This window comes from Williamsia sp. R60 (assembly GCF_054063855.1).
In genome coordinates this window covers 462,931-483,963 of sequence record NZ_JBSSGR010000004.1, presented here as the reverse complement: position 1 = coordinate 483,963, position 21,033 = coordinate 462,931, and the positions used below count along the sequence as shown (strand labels likewise).

Below are 21,033 nucleotides of genomic sequence, written 5' to 3'. Positions count from 1 at the left end.
GAGGTGAATCGACACTATCCGATCGAACGCTCGGCCCGGTACGGGGAGTCGATGCCCGAGCAGTGGCGTCGCGCACATCTTTGCGACTTTTTCGCCCGTATCCTTGAGTCCGTGAAATTCAGTGGCCGGCTCACCGGGCGAACCGCGGTGATCCGGGCGCTCGGCGGACTGGTGGTGGTGATCGCCGTCCTGCTCGGCGCCTACCTGATCCCCTTGCCCTCGGTGGGCAGGCTGCGGGACTGGGCCGACTCGTTCGGGCCGAACTTCGTCTGGATCTTCTTCATCGGCTATGCCGTCATCGCAATCGGGCCCGTACCGCGCTCGGCGTTCACGGCAGCATCCGGTTTGCTGTTCGGTCCGCTGGTGGGTTTCGTCGGTGCGATGCTGGCCACCATATTCGCGGCTTTGATGGCTTTTGTGCTGGTCAGGCGCCTGGGACGAGAACGTATCCGGCCTTATCTACGCCACCCGGTTGCGCGGTCGGTGGAGCTGCGCATGGAACGCCGGGGATGGCTTGCGGTCGGGTCACTCCGGCTGATCGCCGCGTTTCCGTTCTCTGTCACCAACTACGTCGCAGCTCTGTCTGCCATCAAGTTCGTGCCTTATGCGCTCGCCACGGTGATCGGTGTCGCACCGGGAACAGCAGCCGTGGTGATCCTCGGCAATGCTCTCGCAGGAGACGGCGATCCGGTCATGCTGGCGTTGTCGGCGGGCCTGTTCAGCCTCGGCGTCTTCGGTCTGATCCTCGACACGAGGCTGTCGGTGAGGGAACCCACCGATGGCGATGTGGAGAACACCGACAAGCCTGCAGATGAACTCTCGAACCGTGCTGGTTGAGCGAAGGTTGCCCCGGCGTCACGGGTGAGTCCACCGAGGGTCGCCGACCGACAAGTCTGAGAGCGGAATTCCTTGAAGTAAAGGCTGCTGGCTTGATACCCTCCGATCAAGGTTATGTACTTGATAACGGACGGGATGCCCGATGTACGTCGTCACCATCGACCAACGGCACAGCCGACGAGAAGCCGACCGGGTACCCCACGCGCTGCAGTCGCTGACCCACATCCCGGTCATCCGCCCATTCGATCGAACCGCGGGAGATGAGTTCCAAGCGGTACTCGACGACCCCGCCGCAGTCATCGACACAGTGCTCACCCTCGCCGAAGAAGGTGGGTGGAGTATCGGGGTCGGGATCGGCACCGTGGAACTCCCGTTGCCATCCATCACTCGCGCCGGGCGGGGTCCCGCGTTCGAACGCGCACGCGACGCGGTCAACGCCGCGAAGACCAACCCTTACAGCGTCGCCGTCGTGGGGCCGGACCCGATGCCCTGCACATACGCCCAGACCGGGCTTCGGTTGCTGGTCCGCACGGTCGCCGGACGGTCGGATGCCGGACACGCCGCGGCTCGCCAGATGCGCTCGGGACAGACTCAGTCGGTGGCTGCTGCCACACTCGGGATCACCCCGCAGGCGCTGTCGCAGCGATTGCGTGCCGCGGACTGGTACATCGAGGAGGAGACGCGTTTGCTGGCCATACATCTACTGCAGTCGGCACATTCATGATCATCGCTGCGCTTGTCCTACTCGGGGTCACCGCTGTGCTGCCACTGATCCTTGCCGCAGCGCCGATCGGACATCGGACCGGTCCGAACCTCATCGCCGCGGTGGCCACGCCCCTGGCTCTCGGTGGGGTGGCGGTGCTCGCCCTGCTCGCCGACCGGGCCTCGGGCGCGGCCGCGGTGATCACCCACTGCCTCACCGTTCTGGCCGCGGTCACCGGCGGCACCTTGCTGGTTCGCGGCGCCTTGCTGCTCGGGGGCATAGAACCGTGGCAACTGGACACCCGGCCACCGGAACCGGCGACGGCCGGCCCCGGAGATGCACCGGAACCACCAGCGCCGACGCCACTGCGAGGAGGCCGCGTCATCGGATACCTGGAGCGGATCGCGGTGGTGGCAGCACTGGGTCTGCGATGGCCCGAGGCGATAGCAATAGTGCTGGCGGTCAAGGGACTCGGTCGCTACCCGGAACTCCGCGAACCGGGTGCCGCCGAACAGTTCATCATCGGGACGTTGGCATCGGTGCTGTGGGCTGCTGCGGTGGCCGGCACCGGATATCTACTGCTGCACTGAGATCTTGAACTACTGCTCAACCCTGCCGGGGTCGATCGCCGGCGTCTGCCAGCCGGGTTGGTCCGAGGCACCGGCCTGATCGATGCCCGGATCCGTGCGCGGACGGGCCAGCAGCGGATCGTCATCGACCGGCTTGCGGGCCACTGCCTCAGCCTCGGCCACGGCCTGGGCCACCTTGGGATCGGCTGCGGTTTCGAACCAGCTGGACATGTCTGTGTCGTCCGGCTGGGCGCTGCCGTCGTCGGCGGCCGGCTCGTACCGGAACACCCCGTCATCGGACTGGACACCGAATGATCTCGCGAATCCCTGTAGCGCCGATCCGAAGTCACTCGGGACCACCCACACCTTGCTGGCTTCGCCCTTGGCCATCTCCGGTAGTTGCTGGAGATACTGGTAGGCCAGCAGTTCCGGTGTCGGTTTTGCGGCTTTGATCGCGGCAAAGACCTTCTGGATCGACTTGGCTTCACCTTCGGCACGGAGGTACGTGGCGGCGCGATCGCCTTGCGCCTGCAGGATCCGTGACTGCCGTTCGCCCTCCGCGGTCAGGATCGCCGCCGCCTTGGCGCCTTCGGCGTAGAGGATCTGACTCTGTTTGTTGCCCTCGGCGGTCTTGATCGCCGATTCCCGCTGACCTTCCGCGGTCAGGATCGTTGCCCGCTTCTCACGATCTGCCTTCATCTGCTTTTCCATCGACTCCTGGATGGACGGCGGTGGGAGGATGCTCTTGAGTTCGACCCGGGCGACGCGCAGGCCCCATCGACTGGTGGCCTCGTCGAGAACCCCACGCAGCTGAGCGTTGATGGAGTCACGTGAGGTCAGGGTCTCTTCGAGAGTCATCCCACCGACGACGTTGCGCAGCGTCGTGGTGGCCAACTGTTCGACGCCGACGATGTAGTCGTTGATCTCGTACACCGCCGCCTGCGGGACGGTGACCTGGAAATACACGACGGTGTCGATCAGAACGGTCAGGTTGTCCTCGGTGATGACGGGTTGTGGGGCAAACGACACCACGCGTTCTCGCAGATCGATCCGAGCACGGATGCGGTCGACGAACGGCACCAGCAATGTCAGCTGACCGGACACCGTCTTGGTGTAGCGGCCAAGGCGTTCGATCACCGCCGCCTCGGCCTGAGGGATGAGTGCGATGGACTTGACGAGGATCACCCCGACCACCAGCACGAGGACGGCGATGATGATGAGTCCGACGATCACGGCGTTCATCCTTTCCACACGACGGCGGTCGGACCGTCGATCTCGAGTACCGTCACCGATTCGCCCTCGGCGAAGTGGTCACCTGGAGTGGCTGCGCGGGCCGACCAGACCTCGCCGCCGAACTTGACCTGTCCACCACGTTCGTCCACCGGTGTGATCACCAGGGCTTGTCGGCCCACGAGTGCTTCGGTGTTGGTGGCAAGGCGGGGGCGGGTGAACATGTGCCTGCGTGCGACCGGGCGTACGGCGAAGAGCAGGAGCAGGGACACCACCGCGAAAACGACCCCGTCCACCCACAACGGGGGGTCGAACACTGCGCTGACACCCGCGGCCGAAAGCGCACCACCGGCGAGCATGAGCAGGATCAGATCACCGCTGAGGGTCTCGGCGCCGATCAGGATCAATCCGGCGACCAACCACAGGAGTGCGCCCATTTCCCCAGTCTGCCATGCTCACGACCGGTCGGTGCGGCTCTAGGATTCGATGGCGGTGACGAAGTCGATCAGCTCTTCCACCGCGCGGATGAGCGGCACCTCGACGTCACAAAAACTCGACACCGAGCTGTTCACCTTCCGCCAGCCGTCACGTGGCGAACCCCAGCCCAGTTCGTTGCACACCCCTGTCTTCCAGTCGATCCCGCGCGGGATCTTCGGCCACGCACCGATGCCGACCGCTGCCGGTTTCACTGCCTCCCACACATCGATGTAGGGATGCCCGCAGACCAGCACATGCGGACCGACACGTTCGGTGAGCCGCGATTCCTTCGACCCGGCGACGAGGTGGTCGACCAGGACGCCCGCCCGCCGAGTCGGCCCGGGCTCGAACTCGGCGAGCGCTTCATCCAGATTGTCGAGGCCGTCGAGGCTGGCAACCACCACACCTTCCACCCGCAGGTCGTCGCCCCAGATGCGTTCCATCAACGCAGCGTCGTGCACACCTTCGACGAACAACCTGCTGGCGCGGGCCACCCGGGCTCTCCTGCTGACCGGGGCAACGGAACCCGAGGCCGTGCGGGCCGGCGCCCCAGGCGCTTTTCGGACGGGTTTGACCAGGGTCACCGGTGACCCATCGATGAGGAATGCCGCGGGGCGCAATGCAAAGATCCGGGTGGATCCTCGCCGGTCTTCCAGCCGCACGAACTCCCCGTCGTAACTGCGTTCGAAACCGACCACCGCGCCGCAGAATCCGCTGGCGGCGTCCTCGACGACCAGGTCCCGTTCGGCGGTCACCTCGGGAACCGCCGGGCGAGTGGGCCGGCGGGGCTCGGAGAGTACATCGCGACCGTAACGATCCGGGACTCGGTGATGTGGTCCAGTGCTGTTCATCGCCACCACGTTAGGGCCCGTTCCGGGTGCATTCCGCCAGGCACGCCGCGTACCCGTTTTCGGCGCTAAAGTGGCCGGGTGAACGGGCTGAGCGTAGCTCGCAGAACAGCAACCAGGAAGCACGATGACTGACGCGGATTTCGACTACCCGACCGACACGCAGGGCGTGAGCAGCGCTCTGGGTGCGTGGGGTGCAGCCTGGCAGGCCGGCCGATGCTCCCCCGACGACGTGCTCGATGTCCTCGGCTGGTGGAGCGCGCGACATCGCGTACTGGCTGCTGATGCCATTGCGGCGCAATCGCTTTCGCTCAGCCCCCGAGGTGAGGAGAGCGACGCCCTACTGAGGCTCGTTCGAGGTGGTAGCTCGGCGCAGGGACTGGCGGTTCTGCTCGTGGCTCCCGGCGACATGCTCGGCTTGCCGCCTCGCGGACCGATCACCAACGCAGCACTCGAGTCGGGTGAACTCCTTGTCGTCCCCGGAAGGTACGCCCTCGTCCCGCGCCGGCTCGACCGGTACACGATCGGCTGGGGTGTGCACACCGTCGAGACGGCGATGATCCCCGTCATCCATTCCCTCGGCGCCGTCGAATACGACCTACGGGAGGGTATCCGCTCTGCAGCCGACCTTCTGGACGGCTTGCGGATGCCGCGATCCACAGCAACGGATTCATTGACCGACCCCCGCAAGAAGGTCGCAGAACTGACCCGGTTGGCAGCTCAGCAGTTGCCTCCAGGGGTCAATGCGCGCGCTGAACGCATCCTCGAACAGGCGGCACACGTGGCGGCCATTCTCTCCGTGGCGCAGCAGGCGGCCCCGGATTTCGGCTACAGCGTCGGCGAACAGCACACCGGCGATTCAGCCCTCCGTGATCTCGCCCGCACCGTGCGGGTGGCCCGGATGAGTGCGACCAATGCGGTGATCTCAGAGTTGTTGTCGAACAACCGGGTCTGAGGTCAGGCCGGCCGTCGCACCGGCGCGCAACATCCTTGCGCGCAGGGAGACCCGTTCTCGGTCATCCCCGGTCGAAACGGCACTTCACCGGCAAGCTGCTCGCTGATCAGCGAGACGATCATGGAGATGAACCGCGGATCGGTGCCGACGGTGGCGGCTCGCTCGTACGTCAGCCCGAGTTCGTCGGCTTTGTCCTTGCCCTCGTTGTCCAGATCCCAGAGCACTTCGAGATGATCTGACACAAACCCGATCGGGCATACGATCACCGATGGAACACCCTGGGCGGCAACGTCTTCGAGATGATCGCAGATATCGGGATCCAGCCACGGGATCTGCGGTGGTCCCGAGCGTGACTGCCAGACCTGGTCGAAAACGTCGAAACCCGCAGCGGCCGCGGCCAATCGGGACGCCTGGGCGACCTGCTTGCTGTAGAGCCTTCCCCCGTCCTCGGGCGGCCCGGCCGCCTTGTCGGCTGAGTCGGGGATCGAGTGGGCGGTGAAGATCAGCCGTACGTCATCACGTTCGTCTTCCGGTAGACGTCCGAGAGCAGCGCGGATCGCGTCGGCGCAAGCAGATGTCATCGCCGGGTGATTCCAGAAATGTGGCAATTTGCGCAACACCATCGAATCCGCATCCGGTCCCAACGAGTCCAGGGCACGGGCGATGTCCTCGTCGTACTGTCGGCAGCCCGAATATCCACCCCACGCCGACGTCGGGAACACCAGCACTCGACGGTGCCCGTCCGAATGGATGCGCGCGAGCGTGTCCTCGATCATCGGGTGCCAGTTGCGGTTGCCGAAATAGACGGGTAGATCGATGCCTGACTGTGCGAGTTCGGCCTCCAACGAGGCGATCAGGTCGCGGTTGAGCGCGTTGATCGGCGAGACACCACCGAAGTGGTAGTAGTGCTCGGCGACCTCGTCGAGCCGTTCCGGTGGCACACCCCTGCCGCGCGTGACGTTCTCGAGGAACGGCCGTACGTCGGCGGGCTTGTCGGGCCCGCCGAAGGACAACACCAGAACAGCATCGAAGTCTGCGCTCATCCGGTGGACCTACATGTCTTCCGGGAACCAGGTGTTGTGGCTGGCCCCGCCGTCGACGTAAACGATCGACCCGGTCGTGCCCGGCAGCCAGTCCGACAGCAGCGCGCAGATCGACTTCGCCACAACGGTTGCGTCATCGACGTCCCAGCCGATCGGGGACGCACCATCCCAGTACTCGTTGAGCTGATTGAGCTTCTTCGCGTCGCCGGTGGCCGTACCCGCGATCGCCTTGGCGGCAAGGGTTTTGATGGGGCCTGCGGCCACCAGGTTGGAGCGGATCCGCTTGGCCTCGCCCACCTCACGCGCCACATACCGATTGACCGATTCGAGGGCGGCCTTGGCCACACCCATCCAGTTGTAGTAGGGCATCGCCGTGCGCGGATCGAAGTCCATCCCCACGATCGAGCCACCCTCGTTCATCGCAGGCAACACTGCTCGCGCAAGTGCGGCATAACTCCAGGCCGACACCTGGAAGGACTGCGCCGCATCGGGCCCGGGACCTTCCAGGAACGGCTTGGCCTCGGGGCCCATCAGGGTCCTGGGCGCGAAGGCGATCGAGTGCAGCACACCGTCGATACCCTCGGGCGCAAGCTCTTTGAGCCGGTCGGCCAGCGTGCCCAGGTGCTCCTCGTCGGTGATGTCGAGCTCGACGGCGGGAGGGACCTCCTTGGGGAGTCGCTGAGCGATCCGGTCGATCAGCCGCAGGCGGTCGAATCCGGTGATGATGACCCGCGCGCCCTGCTCCTGCGCCATTGCGGCCGCGTGGAACGCGATCGAGGAATCGGTGATGATCCCGGTGATCAGGATGGTCTTGCCGTCGAGAAGTCCGCTCACTGGTGCTCCCTTGCTTTGGATGTGGGCTGTTACAGGTCAGACGGTCAGTGGCCCATGCCCAGACCGCCGTCGACAGGGATCACGGCACCGGACACGTATGCCGAATCGTCGGACGCCAGCCAGCTCACCACGGCGGCGACTTCTTCAGGCCTGCCGACGCGCGCCGCGGGGATCAGCTTCACGGCTTGTTCCTTGTATTCGTCCGGCAGTTCGGCGGTCATGTCGGTGTCGATCAGTCCGGGTGCCACGACATTGGCGGTGATCGATCGAGATCCGAGTTCGCGGGTGAGCGATCGAGCCATTCCGATCAGTCCCGCCTTGGACGACGCGTAGTTGATCTGGCCGGGGGTCCCCATCATCGCCACCGCGGATCCCAGGAAGATGAAGCGGCCGAATCGCTTGCGCAGCATGGACCGGCAGGCGGCCTTGGCGACGCGGAACGAACCGGTGAGGTTGGCGTCCACGACCCTCTCGAACTGCTCCTCGGTCATCCGCATCAGCAGGGTGTCGTCGGTGACGCCGGCATTGGAGACCAGCACCTCCACCGGGCCCTGGTGTTCTTCGATCGCCGCGAAGGCCCGGGTGATCGATTCGGTGTCGGTGACGTCGCATTCGACGCCGAACAAACCCTCGGGCGCGCCCGAACCACGATGTGTGACGGCCACTTTGTGCCCGTCCGCGGCCAGCCGTTGCGCGATCGCCAATCCGATTCCACGGTTGCCCCCGGTCACCAGAACCGACCGGGACACCTGTTCGTTGCTGTCAGCCATGACGGTCAACCTATCGCCTTGTTGTCGGTGGAGGTGTACGTGGTCCCATCAGGGCAGGCGCCGGTTGATCGCCACGGCGCTGCCGACCGCGAGGAGTACGAGCAGCGTGCCGGCGATCAGCCACGGGCGGGACGCGTCGCCGCGCCGGGTCTCGTAACCGATCTGATCCTGGAGATTGCCGTAGACCTGGTTGAGTTCATCAAGGCTCGAGGCGGTGAAGAACTTGCCCTCCGACAACTGCGCGATCTTGCGGAGCGAATCGTCGTCGACGGGCACCGGGATCCGGTCACCTTCCAGTTCGACTGTCCCACCGCGGGTTCCGAAGGAAATCGTGTTGACCGGAATCCGATCCTCTTTCGCCTTACGGGCCGCGGTAAAAGCTCCGCGGGGGTCGTCGGGGTCGTCGGGCACCGTTTCCTTGCCGTCCGACAGCAACACCACCTGCGCGGGCGGGGCACCCTTGTCGCCACCGAGTACGGCATTGAGGGTTTTGATCTGCGTGACCGCGGCGAGGATGCCCTCACCGGTCGCGGTCTTGTCGTCGAGGCGCAATTTGTCGATCGCGTCCTTGGTGGCGGCACGGTCGGGTGTCGGCGACACCAGAGTGGTCGCCGTTCCGGCGTATGAGATCAACCCCAGGTTGATGCCCTCGGTGAGTTCGTCCGCGAACTTCTTACCGGCCTCTTGAGCAGCTTTGAGCCGCGACGGGGCCACGTCGGTTGCGTCCATCGATCGGGACACGTCGATGACAAGCATCACGGTGGCCTTGTTGCGCGGCACTTTTCGGTCGGCCTGAGGACCGGCCATCGCCACCGTCAGCACCAGCAGGGCGATCACCATCAGCACGATCGGAATGTGCTGCGTCCGGCTGCGGGTCTGTGGGGCAACCGTGTTCAGCAGGTCCAGATTGGCGAACTTCAGGGCACGGTTCTGCCGTCGCCGCTGCATGTAGATGTACCCGGCCACCAAGGCGGCCACGACGAGGATGATCAGCAACCACCAGGGGGACGCGAAGTCGAACCAGCTCATCGGGTGGCCCCCGCGTTCATTCCCCGCCTCCGCTGCGCGATGAATCGCACGACGTCGGCGATCCAGTCGCGGTCGGTGCGAAGCGCCAATGTCGGTGCACCACACTGCCTCAACGCGCGCTGCACCGCCATCCGGTGATCTTCGGCGGCTCTGGCGAAATCGGCCCGCACCTTGTCGGTGATCGTCAATTCGCGGATCTGTCCCGATTCGGCATCGCGTAGCACCACCTCACCCACCGCAGGCAATTCCATGTCGCGCGGATCCAGGATCTCGACACCGAGGACATCGTGGTGACCGGACACAGCCCGCAAAGGGCGGTCCCAGTTGATCGGCCCGAGGAAGTCGCTGACCACCACGGCCAGACCCCGGCGTCGCTCGGGCCTGCGCAGGGCGTCGATCCCGGCGAACAGGTCGCCGCGCACACCGTCGTTCGCACGGGTGGTGGTGGCAATGGTCTTGAGGGTGCTCAAAGCGTGCGCCCGGCCACCGCGGGCAGGGATTCGCACCACCTGATCGCCGGTGCACACCACCGCGCCCAATCGGTTACCTCCGCCCAGAGTGAGGTGGGCGATGGCCGCGCACGCCGCCACCGCCAGATCACGTTTGGTGGTGTTGACGGTGCCGAAGTCCAGACTCGCCGACATGTCGACGACGAGCCAGGTCTCGAGTTCGCGATCGGCCACCATCTGCCGGACGTGAGCATGGGTCGTGCGGGCCGTCACCGACCAATCCATCCGGCGGACGTCATCGCCGGGCTGGTACTCGCGGGCCTCCCCCGGCTCGGTCCCCGGTCCCGGGATGAGCCCGAGGTGTTCACCCTGCAGCACCCCGTCGAGCTTGCGGCGAACCACGATCTCCAGGGTCTTGAGTGCTGCGGTCAGCTTGGGGTCTTCGAGGGTACCGGCGCCGAACGACGGGAGCGTGCTGTTATCCGCCATAGTGCGACTGGTTGCCCTGCGCCGGGTTGGCTTGCGCGGCAGCAGGTTTGGTCAGAGGACCGGGCCCCTGCGAATACGCCGGCTGGCCTTGCTGTGGCGACTGCTGCGGCGGGGCCTGTCCACCCACGGTGGGCGGGGTGGCCAGCGGCTGTGCGCTGACCTGGGGCAGACCGACCGTCTGCAACACCCGGGTGATGACGGCATCTGCATCCACCTCGTCGGCCAGCGCGTCGTAACTGAGTACCAACCGGTGGCGGAGCACGTCGGGAATGAGCTCGACGACGTCCTGGGGAATCACGTAGTCGCGGCCACGAACCAGCGCGAGCGCGCGCGAAGCCGCGACGATGCCCAGCGTGGCGCGTGGGGATGCGCCGTATGCCAGCCATCCCGCGACATCGTGCATGCCGAGCTCGGCCGGTCGCCGGGTCGCGTTGATCACTCGAACCACATAGTCGACGAGGGCGTGATGCACGAAGACATTCGCTGCGGTGTTCTGCAGGCGGACCATCGTCTCCGCGTCGAGAACGCGGGATGCCTTGGGCGGGACGTTACCCATCCGGTAGACGATCTCGCGTTCTTCCTCCACCGCCGGGTAGTCGACCAGGATCTTGAACAGGAACCGGTCACGCTGTGCCTCGGGCAGCGGGTACACGCCCTCGTTCTCGATGGGGTTCTGCGTCGCCATGACCAAGAACGGGTCGGGCATCGGATAGGTGGTGCCGCCGATGGAGACATGCCGCTCGGCCATCACCTCCAAGAGCGCCGACTGCACCTTCGCGGGTGCACGGTTGATCTCGTCGGCGAGAAGGAAGTTGGCCACCACGGGTCCGAGTTCGGTGTCGAACTCCTCACGACCCTGCCGATAGATACGCGTACCGATGAGGTCGGTGGGCACCAGGTCGGGGGTGAACTGCACTCGCGAGAAGCTGCCACCGATGACGGTCGCATACGTCTCGACCGCAAGGGTCTTTGCCACGCCCGGCACACCTTCGAGCAAGATGTGACCGCGGGCCAGGAGACCGACCAGGATGCGTTCGACCAGTCGGTCCTGCCCGACGATGACCCTCTTGACCTCGAACATCGCCTTCTCGAGCAAGGCGACGTCGGACTGCGTGAGCTTGAATTCCTCTGCCGAGGTCTTGCTGTCGTCCTGCGCTGAGGTCACCGATACCCTCCGGGGTCTGTTCGATCCTTGTACTGACTGCACCGAGGGTACTGGGCCGCCGGTGGAGCCAGCCACGTCCGGCATCTGCGGCGGGTCGACATAGGGCCCCGGGCTGGATCGATCAGATCAGGCGAGCCGCACCACGTAGGGCATCGCTCCGCTGGTCCGCAACGGCGAGATCTTCACGACGTCACCCGACTGCGGGGCCTCGATCATCGTGTTGTCCCCGAGGTAGAGGGCGACGTGCTGGCTCGCGTTGGGCCCGTAGAAGATCATGTCGCCGCGCTGCATCTCCGAGAGCGGGAACTGCGGACCCGACGTGTACTGGTAACCCGTGTAGTGCGGTAGCGAGATCCCGATGCCGGCGAACGCGTAGATCATCAGCCCGGAGCAGTCGAAGCCCACCTTGTTGTAGTCGCCGTACGAGTCGGCCACGCCACCGTCGCGGATACCGAGGGTGGGACCGTTCGCGTCACCACCACCCCACGAATAACTCACACCCAGCTGCGACATCGCGCGGTTGACCACGATCTCCACCGCAGCGGGGCCTTCGGCTCCCGGGTCGACCGTCCCCGGTGACGGGGTCGTCGGCGTGGTGGGCTCGGTCGGGGTGGTCGGGTCGACGGGGGTGGTCGGATCGGTCGGGTCGACGGGGGTGGTCGGATCGGTCGGGTCGACGGGGGTGGTCGGGGTCGTCGGCTCATCGATATCGGTGTGCGGAGGGGTCAGCGATCCGACCAGCGCAGCGAGCATCTGCTGGCTGGTGTTCAGCGCCAGCTTGCCTGCCGCATCGGCCGCAGCACGCAACGCGGCCTGGTGCGCCTGGTCCTCGATCGCGGCCTGTTGATCGGGCAGGATCGATCCCGGCGCGCCCGGTGAGGTGACAGGCGTCGGCTGTCCTCGGAGCGCCTCGAGCTGCCGCTGCGCCTCGTCACGATCGGCTTGCAGCTTCTGGCGTCGGGCGTTCTCGGCTTTGACTGCCTCGATCGCCTCGGTGATCGCGCTCTGCGCGTCGGCCTGGCGGTTCTCGGCGGTGGTGGCGGCGAACGAGGCCTGCTGTTCGGTGGCCTGCGCGGTGGCCGCGCGGTTGGCCTCTTCGTTGCGGGCCTGCTGCAGCCGGGTGATCGTCTCCTGCTGATCTTTGCTCAGCTGATCGATGACCGAGGCCCGATCGAGGACCGCACCGGGATCACCCGAGAGATAGGCCGCCATCGATCCCTGGCTGTTGCCCTGGGTGTACAGACTCCGGATGAACCCGTCGAAGTCGGTCTCCGCGAGCGCAATTGCGCCGGCAGCGCCCTGTAACGCCTCTTGGGCACCACGCACGGCGATGGCCGCCAGTCGCTGCGCTTCCCTGGCGTTCTGGAGGTCGACGAGAGCGCGGTTGACCGCTTCGCGTTTGACCGCGACGTCGCCGTCCAGGTTGACCAGGTTCTGATTTGTATCGGCGATCTGATTGATCAGTGTGGCGATCTTGTCGGCACTGCTGGGTGGTTCGGCGACCGCTGTCCCTGCGGACAACTGCCCGAAACCCACCGCGACCGCCGCGACAAACGCGACTGCCACCGATGTTCGGGCACCACCACGCCGTCGGGTGGACACGGAAAAAGGTCGACGGCGTATGCCGAATGCAGTGCGTCGCCTCACAAAGAACTCCCTCGCAGATCTGACATTGCGCCGGTCGCCGCCGAATCAGCGGCATACCTGGCCATCGCCACGATGGTGATCAACTTCCCCATTAGCACCACCGATGACATACGGAACCGTACGCCACAAGAACCCCGAAGGAAACAGTAGTCACAAATTACATTAGCGTCATTACCTGCGGAAACGCCGTGAACTCGGACAATGCCGAAGGTCACGAATTGGATATCGCAGAACTACAATCGTGTAGTTCTGGCGTCAATTCAGACGGCGGTGGCAGAAGAGCCGCCGCCGGCGCGCGGCGTGGCCTGCGACTCAGCGGCGGTGTGCACCGACGCCGGATCGGTCTCGGTGGGAGTTCCCTTGCGCAACTGCAGCTTGCGGGCCACCACCGCACCCACGGCGACCACGGCGATCAGCACGAGCGTGACAACGGTCCACGGAACCTGGGTCTGCTCGGTCATCCGGTCCAACATCTGCTCGGCTGCGACGGGCGGATTCGAAATCGTCAGATTGTCTGTGGCCTGTTCCAATTGCACTCGGCTGAACTCGTCACTTGCCGAACCGACGTAATTGCCGCCGAGAACGATGACGGTGCCGCCTGTGTCCTGCTGCAATTCGGTGGCGATGTCGCGGTAGTAGGTGATCCGGGGATACACCTTGTCCGTCACCACGAAATGCACGTCGTAGCCCTTGTCCTTCGCCTCGGCGACAACCTGCAGGATTCGCGGGGTCATCTCCGGTGGCGCCACGACTCCGTCATCGGCCAGTCCGGCCTGCAGCTCGGGCAGGTTCACGTCCGGCGGGATGATGGTCAAGCTCGGCGTGGGTGCCACGTGTTCTCCGAATCTGTGGATCGGGGGCATTGCTGGCAGAAGCCAACCTACGGCTGCACATTACGACACAATTGGGGAGTCCCAGCATCACCGCGCCTGTCCGACACACCGGACATGCCCGGAACCGACCCGGCGGCTTTACCAGTACGCTCGTACTGCTAGAATCGACGGTAGAGCGCATGCGGTGCAGCCCACTGCTTGCGTCCAGATCGGTGAAGCTGCCGACAACTACCCGGACCGGCACAGCCCCCGCCGGCCGACAACACGAAGAGTGGAGCTGACGTAAAGCGATGAGTATCGATTCCTTTGGCGCCCGCGGCACGCTGACGGTCGGTGAGAACTCGTACGAGATCTTCCGTCTGAACGCTGTCGAGGGAACCGACAAACTCCCCTACTCCCTCAAAGTTCTCGCCGAGAACCTGCTTCGCACCGAAGACGGCGCGAATATCACCAAAGACCACATCACCGCGATCGCGAACTGGGACGCCACCGCCGACCCCAGCATCGAGATCCAGTTCACGCCTGCGCGCGTGATCATGCAGGACTTCACCGGCGTGCCGTGCATCGTCGACCTCGCCACCATGCGTGAGGCGGTCAAGGAGCTCGGCGGCGACCCGAACAAGGTGAACCCGCTCGCTCCTGCGGAGATGGTGATCGACCACTCGGTGATCATCGAGGCCTTCGGCAACGCCCAGGCCTTCGAGCGCAACGTGGACATCGAATACCAGCGCAACGGCGAGCGTTACCAGTTCCTGCGCTGGGGCCAGGGTGCCTTCGACGACTTCAAGGTCGTCCCGCCCGGCACCGGCATCGTGCACCAGGTCAACATCGAGCACCTCGCACGCTCGATCATGGTCCGGCCGAACGCCGACGGCGTACAGCAGGCCTACCCCGACACCTGTGTCGGCACCGACTCGCACACCACCATGGAGAACGGCCTCGGCGTTCTCGGCTGGGGCGTCGGTGGCATCGAGGCAGAGGCAGCCATGCTCGGCCAGCCCATCTCGATGCTCATCCCCCGCGTGGTCGGCTTCAAGCTGACCGGCGAGACGAAGCCGGGCGTGACCGCCACCGACGTGGTGCTCACCATCACCGAGATGCTCCGCAAGCACGGCGTGGTCGGCAAGTTCGTCGAGTTCTACGGCAAGGGTGTCTCGGCGGTTCCGCTGGCCAACCGCGCCACCATCGGCAACATGAGCCCAGAGTTCGGCTCCACGTGCGCGATGTTCCCGATCGATGAAGAGACCATGAAGTACCTGCGGCTCACCGGCCGCAGCGAGGAGCAGCTCGCGCTCGTCGAGGCCTACGCCAAAGAACAGGGCATGTGGCTCGACGCGGATACCGAACCGGTCTTCTCCGAATACCTCGAACTCGACCTCAACGAGGTGGTCCCCTCGATTGCGGGACCGAAGCGTCCGCAGGACCGGATCGGTCTGTGGGATGCCAAGACCGCATTCCGCAAGGACATCTACAACTACGTCGAGAACGGTGATTCGGCGCATCACACCCAGCTCGACGAGACGGTGGAAGAGAGCTTCCCGGCTTCTGACCCGGCCACTCTGCAGTTCGCCGACGATGGCGCCGATCTGCCGCGCAGCCAACAGGAGATCCTCTCTGCGGCCAAGGGGGCAGAGGGACGGCCGACCAAGCCTGTCGAGGTGGAGACCGAGAACGGCAAGATGGTCCTCGACCACGGCATCGTGTCGATCGCCTCGATCACCAGCTGCACCAACACCTCCAACCCCTCGGTGATGCTCGGTGCCGGCCTCCTGGCCCGCAACGCCGTGGAAAAGGGTCTGACGTCCAAGCCGTGGGTGAAGACGTCGATGGCCCCGGGTTCGCAGGTCGTCACCGGGTACTACGAGAAGGCCGGCCTGTGGCCATACCTGGAGAAGCTCGGCTTCTTCCTGGTCGGCTACGGCTGCACCACGTGTATCGGTAACTCCGGCCCGCTGCCCGAGGCGATCTCCAAGGCCATCAACGAGAACGACCTGACCGCCACCGCGGTGTTGTCGGGTAACCGCAACTTCGAGGGTCGCATCAACCCCGATGTGAAGATGAACTACCTTGCCTCGCCGCCGTTGGTCATCGCCTACGCACTTGCGGGCACGATGGACTTCGACTTCGAGTCCGATTCCCTCGGCAACGACACCGACGGAAACCCCGTCTACCTCAGGGACATCTGGCCCTCGGGTGAGGAGATCGAGCAGACCATCACGGACTCGATCTCGCCCGAGCAGTACGCGTCGGACTACGCAGATGTCTTCAAGGGCGACGAGCGCTGGCAGAACCTGCCCACCCCGGACGGCAAGACGTTCGAGTGGGACGAGGACTCCACCTACGTGCGTAAGCCTCCGTACTTCGAGGGCATGCAGCGAGATCCCGAGCCCGTCACCGACATCAAGGGTGCACGTGTGTTGGCGAAGCTGGGCGATTCGGTCACCACCGACCACATCTCGCCTGCATCCACCATCAAGCCGGGCACTCCTGCCGCCCAGTACCTGGACTCCAAAGGTGTTGAGCGCAAGGACTACAACTCGCTTGGTGCCCGACGCGGCAACCACGAGGTGATGATCCGGTCGACGTTCGGCAACATCCGGTTGCAGAATCAGCTGCTCGACGGTGTCTCCGGCGGCTACACCCGGGACTTCACCCAGGACGGTGCGCCGCAGTCGTTCATCTACGACGCTGCGCAGAACTACGCGGCACAGAAAACCCCTCTGGTGGTGCTCGGTGGCAAGGAATACGGCACCGGATCGTCTCGTGACTGGGCGGCAAAGGGCACCTCGCTGCTCGGTGTGCGCGCAGTCATCACCGAGAGCTTCGAACGTATCCACCGGTCGAATCTCATTGGTATGGGCGTCATCCCGCTGCAGTTCCCCGAGGGCGAGTCACACGGCTCGCTCGGCCTCGACGGCACCGAGGTGTACGACATCAGCGGCATCGAAGAGCTCAACAACGGCAGCGTTCCGCAGACGGTGAAGGTGACGGCCACCAAGGACGACGGCAGCACCATCGAGTTCGATGCCAAGGTTCGCATCGACACGCCGGGTGAGGCGGAGTACTACCGTAACGGCGGCATCCTGCAGTACGTCCTGCGCAGCATGCTCAAGAGCTGACCAGAGGACTCCGCGGGTGCCCAAGGTAAGCCAAGATCACCTGGAAGCCCGGCGACGTCAGATCCTCGACGGTGCGCGCCGTTGTTTTGCCGAGTTCGGTTACGACGGCGCCACCGTGCGTCGACTCGAGGAGGCAACCTCCTTGTCCCGGGGAGCGATTTTCCATCACTTCCGGGACAAGGAGGCGCTCTTCCTCGCGCTGGCGCACGAGGACGCCGAGCGAATGGCCGACGTGGCCGCGAACGAAGGTCTTGTCCAGGTGATGCGCGACATGCTCAACCATCCCGAGGAGTTCGATTGGCTAGGAACGCGTCTGGAGATCGCCCGTAAGTTGCGCACCGACGCGGCGTTTCGTTCTGGTTGGAAGGAACGTTCCGCCGAGCTCGAGTCGGCGACACTGGCTCGCCTCGAGCGGCAGCGGACGGCCGGACGGTTGCGCGACGATCTGCCCACACGCGTTCTGGTGGCCTACCTCGATCTCATCCTCGACGGGCTCACCACCCGGCTGGCATCGGGCGCCGCGACCGACGATCTGCACGCGGTTCTGGACCTCGTGGAGGAATCGGTCCGCCGTACCCGCTGACGGCGCCGACCCTGGCCCCCGTTCATCGTGCCCCTGGCGCGGTGGACGGGGGCTTTCGCGTGCCGCGTCCACGACATCTGTTATGCCGGCCTCATGACTCCTCCGGATAACTCCTCGGCAACCGCGAGGAATGTGATAGTTCTGGTTAACATATCGCGGCCGTTCGGGCCGCCTCGTGGATTCGCTGAGCCGGAGGTCGTTGATGTTCCCGGGCAATTTTGTCGCCACCACCCCTGACAAGGTCGCCGTCGTGCGACCGGCGACCGGTGAGTCGATCACCTACGCCGAGCTCGACAGGCTATCGACCCAAGTCGCCCACTACCTGCGTGACGACCTCGGCCTCGGCCGCGGCGACAACGTTTCCATCGTCTCCAACAACGACATCCGAGTGCTCGTGATCTATTGGGCGGCAGTGCGTTCGGGGATGTACGTCACCGCGATCAACAATCACCTCACACCCGACGAGGTCAACTACATCCTCGGCGACTGCAGCGCGGTCGCCCTGTTCGCCTCCGCCGAGGTGGCCGATGCGGTCAGCGCCGCGGATCAGGTGGCCGGAGTTACGCACCGAATCGCCTGGGGTGGCGACATACCGGGCTTCGAGTCGTTCGATGAGATCCTCGCCAACGCCTCCGACGAGCCCCTGACCGACCAGCCCCGCGGCCAGGACATGCTGTATTCGTCCGGTACCACCGGCAGGCCCAAGGGCATCAAGGTACCGCTGCAGGACGGGCAGGTGAACGAGATCCCCGACCCGTACACGGCGGTGTTCTCCCTGCTGTACGGGTTCGACCAGGAATGTGTGTACCTGTGCCCCGCTCCGCTGTATCACGCTGCGCCGCTGCGTTATTGCGGCATGGTCAACTCCGTCGGGGGCACAATCGTGCTGATGGACAAGTTCGACGCCGAAGGTGCGCTCGGCCTGATCGACGAGTACCGGGTCACCCACAGCCAGTGGGTGCCCACGATGTTCATCCGCATGCTCAAACTGCCCGAGGATGTCCGCGCCAAATACGACGTCAGCAGCATGAAGATCGCAATCCACGCGGCCGCGCCGTGTCCTCCCGAGGTCAAGCAGGCCATGATCGAGTGGTGGGGCCCGGTGATCCACGAGTACTACGCCTCCACCGAGGGTGCCGGCGCCACGTTCATCAACAGCGAGGAAGCCCTCACCCACCCCGGTTCGGTGGGCAAACCCCTGCTGGGTGTGGTGCGCATCTGCGACGACGACGGCAACGAACTGCCCACCGGCGAGATCGGCACGGTCTTCTGGGAACGCGACGAACTGCCGTTCGAGTATCACAACGATCCGGAGAAGACGAAGTCTGCGCAGCACCCCGAGCACCCGGCCTGGACGACAAGCGGCGATGTCGGTTACGTCGACGCGGAGGGTTTCTTGTACCTCACCGACCGTAAATCGTTCATGATCATCTCCGGCGGAGTGAACATCTACCCGCAGGAAGCCGAGAACGTCCTCATCGGGCACCCTGACGTCTTCGACGTCGGCGTGATCGGGGTGCCCGACCCAGATCTGGGTGAGGTCGCCAAGGCATGCGTCCAGCTTGAGCCGGGCGTGAACCCGTCCCCTGAGCTGGCTCAGGAGATGATCGACTTCGTGCGGGAGCGCCTTGCGCACTACAAGGCACCCAAGTCGGTCGACTTCGTCGACGAACTCCCCCGCACGCCCACCGGAAAACTGGTGAAGCGAGAACTGCAGAAGAACTACGTCTGACCAAGGACCCGGAAGTGGTGGGTTTGTGCGGGCGCGACCTGCGCACACGCGCGCCCGAACCCACCACTTTCGGGGTTTGGGTCAGGCGAGTTCGATGAGCTCCTGGTACTCGGCGGACCAATGGTCCTCGGTACCGTCGGGCAGCAGGATCACCCGTTGCGGGTCGAGCGCTGCCGCTGCACCCGGGTCGTGGGTGACCAGCACCACCGCGCCCTTGTAGCTCCGCAGCGCGTCGAGCACCTGTTCCCGCGAGATCGGGTCGAGGTTGTTCGTCGGTTCGTCGAGCAGCAGGACATTCGCCGCCGACGAGACGAGCCCGGCAAGTGCCAACCTGGTCTTCTCACCGCCGGAGAGTGTCCCCGCGGGCTGATCGAGCTGGGGCCCGGTGAACATGAACGCGCCGAGCAGGCCTCGCAGATCTTGCTCGCCCGCGTCGGGCGCCGCATGACGGATGTTGTCCCACACGCTCGCGTTGTCGTCGAGGGTGTCGTGCTCCTGCGCGAAATAGCCGATCTTGAGTCCGTGGCCGGGTTCGAGTGTGCCGTGCTCGGCCTTCTCGGTGCCCGCCAGCAAACGCAGCAACGTGGTCTTGCCTGCGCCGTTGAGCCCGAGCACCACCACCCGGCTCCCGCGGTCGATCGCGAGGTCCACACCGGCGAAGATCTCCAGCGATCCGTACATCTTCGTCAGGCCCGACGCCATCAGCGGCGTCTTGCCGCAGGGTGCCGGCTCGGGGAACCGGATCTTCGCGGTCCGGTCGGCAACCCGCTCTTCATCGAGATTGTCGAGCATGCGTTCGGCGCGCTTGAGCATGTTCTGGGCCGCAACGGCTTTGGTTGCCTTGGCGCCCATCTTGGCCGCCTGCACCCGCAGCGCGCCCGCCTTCTTCTCGGCGTTTGCACGTTCACGCTTGCGGCGCTGTTCGTCGGTCGCCCGCGCGTCGAGGTACTTCTTCCATCCCATGTTGTAGATGTCGGGCTCGCCACGTACCGCGTCGAGGAACCACACCCGGTTCACCACGTCGGCAAGCAACTCCACATCGTGACTGATCACGATGAGTCCACCGTCGTGGTTCTGCAGGAAACCGCGCAGCCAGCCGATCGAGTCGGCGTCGAGGTGGTTGGTCGGTTCGTCGAGCAATAGGGTGGTACCCGATTTGCCGCCGCTGCCGTCTGAGGCGGCGAACAGGATGCGAGCCAACTCGATCCTTCGCCGTTGACCACCGGACAACGTCTTCAGGGGCTGCGCCAGCACTCGGTCGGGAAGGCCGAGGCTGTTGCAGATGCGGGCCGCCTCGGATTCTGCGACGTACCCGCCGAGCGCCGAGAAACGGTCTTCCAGCTGTCCGTACCGATTGACAGCTTTGTCGAGCACCTTGTCGTCGACGGCCTCGGCCATCAGTGCCTGCTGTTTCTCCAGGTCGCGCAACAGCGTGTCCAGGCCTCGCGCGGAGAGCACACGGTCCTTGGCGATGACCTCCAGGTCACCTTCCCGGGGATCCTGAGGGAGATATCCGATCTCGCCGCTGTTGGTCACCGAACCGGCGTAGGGTTCGCCTTCGCCGGCCAGTATTCGCATCGTCGTGGTCTTGCCGGCGCCGTTTCGACCGACCAATCCGATGCGGTCACCGGGTTGCACCCGTAGCGCCGGACCAGGGGCGCTCAGTAGGGTGCGTACGCCCGCGCGTACCTCGAGGTCGGTTGCCGTGATCACGACGCGCC

19 protein-coding genes are annotated in these 21,033 nt (G+C 65.1%); 7 read left to right on the top strand and 12 right to left on the bottom strand.

Annotated features, from left to right (window positions below; all coding sequences use genetic code 11):
• Nucleotides 1–111: 111 nt before the first annotated feature.
• The 3 genes from ACVWY6_RS21210 (at nucleotide 112) to ACVWY6_RS21200 (ending at nucleotide 2,130) form a co-directional block, all read left to right on the top strand.
• On the top strand, nucleotides 112–837 hold the full coding sequence (locus ACVWY6_RS21210; RefSeq protein ID WP_243404303.1) for a TVP38/TMEM64 family protein: 726 nt from the start codon (nucleotides 112–114) through the stop codon (nucleotides 835–837).
• A 142-nt stretch (nucleotides 838–979) separates the two neighbouring features.
• Nucleotides 980–1,561, top strand: coding sequence for a hypothetical protein (locus tag ACVWY6_RS21205; RefSeq protein ID WP_116915369.1), 582 nt, complete (start codon nucleotides 980–982; stop codon nucleotides 1,559–1,561).
• Complete coding sequence (locus tag ACVWY6_RS21200; protein WP_457540724.1) at nucleotides 1,558–2,130, top strand: hypothetical protein; 573 nt, start codon at nucleotides 1,558–1,560, stop codon at nucleotides 2,128–2,130. The genes ACVWY6_RS21205 and ACVWY6_RS21200 overlap by 4 nt, the downstream gene beginning before the upstream one ends.
• A 9-nt stretch (nucleotides 2,131–2,139) precedes the next feature.
• Here the strand turns inward: ACVWY6_RS21200 and ACVWY6_RS21195 are convergent, their stop codons facing one another.
• The 3 genes from ACVWY6_RS21195 to ACVWY6_RS21185 are packed head-to-tail and all read right to left on the bottom strand — an operon-like array spanning nucleotide 2,140 to nucleotide 4,667.
• Entirely contained in the window at nucleotides 2,140–3,351 is a 1,212-nt protein-coding gene (locus tag ACVWY6_RS21195; RefSeq protein WP_062798090.1) for an SPFH domain-containing protein, read from the bottom strand.
• Nucleotides 3,348–3,776 carry an NfeD family protein gene (locus ACVWY6_RS21190; protein ID WP_023959315.1) on the bottom strand — a complete coding sequence of 143 codons (429 nt, stop codon included), beginning with the start codon at nucleotides 3,774–3,776 and terminating at the stop codon, nucleotides 3,348–3,350. The genes ACVWY6_RS21195 and ACVWY6_RS21190 overlap by 4 nt, the downstream gene beginning before the upstream one ends.
• A 39-nt stretch (nucleotides 3,777–3,815) precedes the next feature.
• Nucleotides 3,816–4,667, bottom strand: coding sequence for a DUF3097 domain-containing protein (locus tag ACVWY6_RS21185; protein WP_457540722.1), 852 nt, complete (start codon nucleotides 4,665–4,667; stop codon nucleotides 3,816–3,818).
• Between the two features lie 124 nt (nucleotides 4,668–4,791).
• Between ACVWY6_RS21185 and ACVWY6_RS21180 the strand changes: the two genes are divergently transcribed.
• Nucleotides 4,792–5,619, top strand: a complete 828-nt coding sequence (locus ACVWY6_RS21180; protein ID WP_116915372.1) for a hypothetical protein — start codon at nucleotides 4,792–4,794, stop codon at nucleotides 5,617–5,619.
• Nucleotides 5,620–5,621: 2 nt separating this feature from the next.
• Here the strand turns inward: ACVWY6_RS21180 and ACVWY6_RS21175 are convergent, their stop codons facing one another.
• From ACVWY6_RS21175 to ACVWY6_RS21140, 8 genes are all read right to left on the bottom strand, one after another.
• Nucleotides 5,622–6,662: a ferrochelatase gene (locus ACVWY6_RS21175; protein ID WP_457540719.1), complete on the bottom strand. Its 1,041-nt coding sequence runs from the start codon at nucleotides 6,660–6,662 to the stop codon at nucleotides 5,622–5,624.
• A 9-nt stretch (nucleotides 6,663–6,671) separates the two neighbouring features.
• Nucleotides 6,672–7,496, bottom strand: a complete 825-nt coding sequence (gene inhA, locus ACVWY6_RS21170; RefSeq protein WP_030163033.1) for an NADH-dependent enoyl-ACP reductase InhA — start codon at nucleotides 7,494–7,496, stop codon at nucleotides 6,672–6,674.
• 44 nt (nucleotides 7,497–7,540) lie between these two features.
• A complete protein-coding gene (fabG1, locus tag ACVWY6_RS21165; RefSeq protein ID WP_023959325.1) occupies nucleotides 7,541–8,266 on the bottom strand; it encodes a 3-oxoacyl-ACP reductase FabG1 in 726 nt (241 codons plus the stop codon).
• A 48-nt stretch (nucleotides 8,267–8,314) separates the two neighbouring features.
• Nucleotides 8,315–9,295, bottom strand: coding sequence for a VWA domain-containing protein (locus ACVWY6_RS21160; RefSeq protein ID WP_023959327.1), 981 nt, complete (start codon nucleotides 9,293–9,295; stop codon nucleotides 8,315–8,317).
• Complete coding sequence (locus ACVWY6_RS21155; RefSeq protein WP_023959329.1) at nucleotides 9,292–10,233, bottom strand: DUF58 domain-containing protein; 942 nt, start codon at nucleotides 10,231–10,233, stop codon at nucleotides 9,292–9,294. The genes ACVWY6_RS21160 and ACVWY6_RS21155 overlap by 4 nt, the downstream gene beginning before the upstream one ends.
• The gene (locus ACVWY6_RS21150; protein ID WP_457540716.1) at nucleotides 10,223–11,482 is read right to left on the bottom strand and encodes an AAA family ATPase; all 1,260 of its coding nucleotides are present in this window, start codon (nucleotides 11,480–11,482) and stop codon (nucleotides 10,223–10,225) included. The genes ACVWY6_RS21155 and ACVWY6_RS21150 overlap by 11 nt, the downstream gene beginning before the upstream one ends.
• Nucleotides 11,483–11,524: 42 nt before the next feature.
• Nucleotides 11,525–12,964, bottom strand: coding sequence for an NlpC/P60 family protein (locus ACVWY6_RS21145; RefSeq protein ID WP_245969022.1), 1,440 nt, complete (start codon nucleotides 12,962–12,964; stop codon nucleotides 11,525–11,527).
• Nucleotides 12,965–13,305: 341 nt separating this feature from the next.
• Nucleotides 13,306–13,878 (bottom strand): Rv1476 family membrane protein, encoded by a 573-nt coding sequence (locus tag ACVWY6_RS21140; protein ID WP_457540713.1) that lies wholly within the window; start codon nucleotides 13,876–13,878, stop codon nucleotides 13,306–13,308.
• A 290-nt stretch (nucleotides 13,879–14,168) separates the two neighbouring features.
• Here ACVWY6_RS21140 and acnA point away from each other — a divergent pair, with 290 nt between their 5' ends.
• From acnA to ACVWY6_RS21125, 3 genes are all read left to right on the top strand, one after another.
• Nucleotides 14,169–16,997 (top strand): aconitate hydratase AcnA, encoded by a 2,829-nt coding sequence (acnA, locus tag ACVWY6_RS21135; RefSeq protein WP_023959337.1) that lies wholly within the window; start codon nucleotides 14,169–14,171, stop codon nucleotides 16,995–16,997.
• A gap of 16 nt (nucleotides 16,998–17,013) precedes the next feature.
• Nucleotides 17,014–17,580, top strand: coding sequence for a TetR/AcrR family transcriptional regulator (locus ACVWY6_RS21130; protein ID WP_023959339.1), 567 nt, complete (start codon nucleotides 17,014–17,016; stop codon nucleotides 17,578–17,580).
• A gap of 202 nt (nucleotides 17,581–17,782) precedes the next feature.
• A complete protein-coding gene (locus tag ACVWY6_RS21125; protein ID WP_457540710.1) occupies nucleotides 17,783–19,312 on the top strand; it encodes an AMP-binding protein in 1,530 nt (509 codons plus the stop codon).
• A gap of 81 nt (nucleotides 19,313–19,393) precedes the next feature.
• Here the strand turns inward: ACVWY6_RS21125 and ACVWY6_RS21120 are convergent, their stop codons facing one another.
• On the bottom strand, nucleotides 19,394–21,025 hold the full coding sequence (locus ACVWY6_RS21120) for an ABC-F family ATP-binding cassette domain-containing protein (RefSeq protein ID WP_030163052.1): 1,632 nt from the start codon (nucleotides 21,023–21,025) through the stop codon (nucleotides 19,394–19,396).
• Nucleotides 21,026–21,033 lie beyond the last annotated feature (8 nt).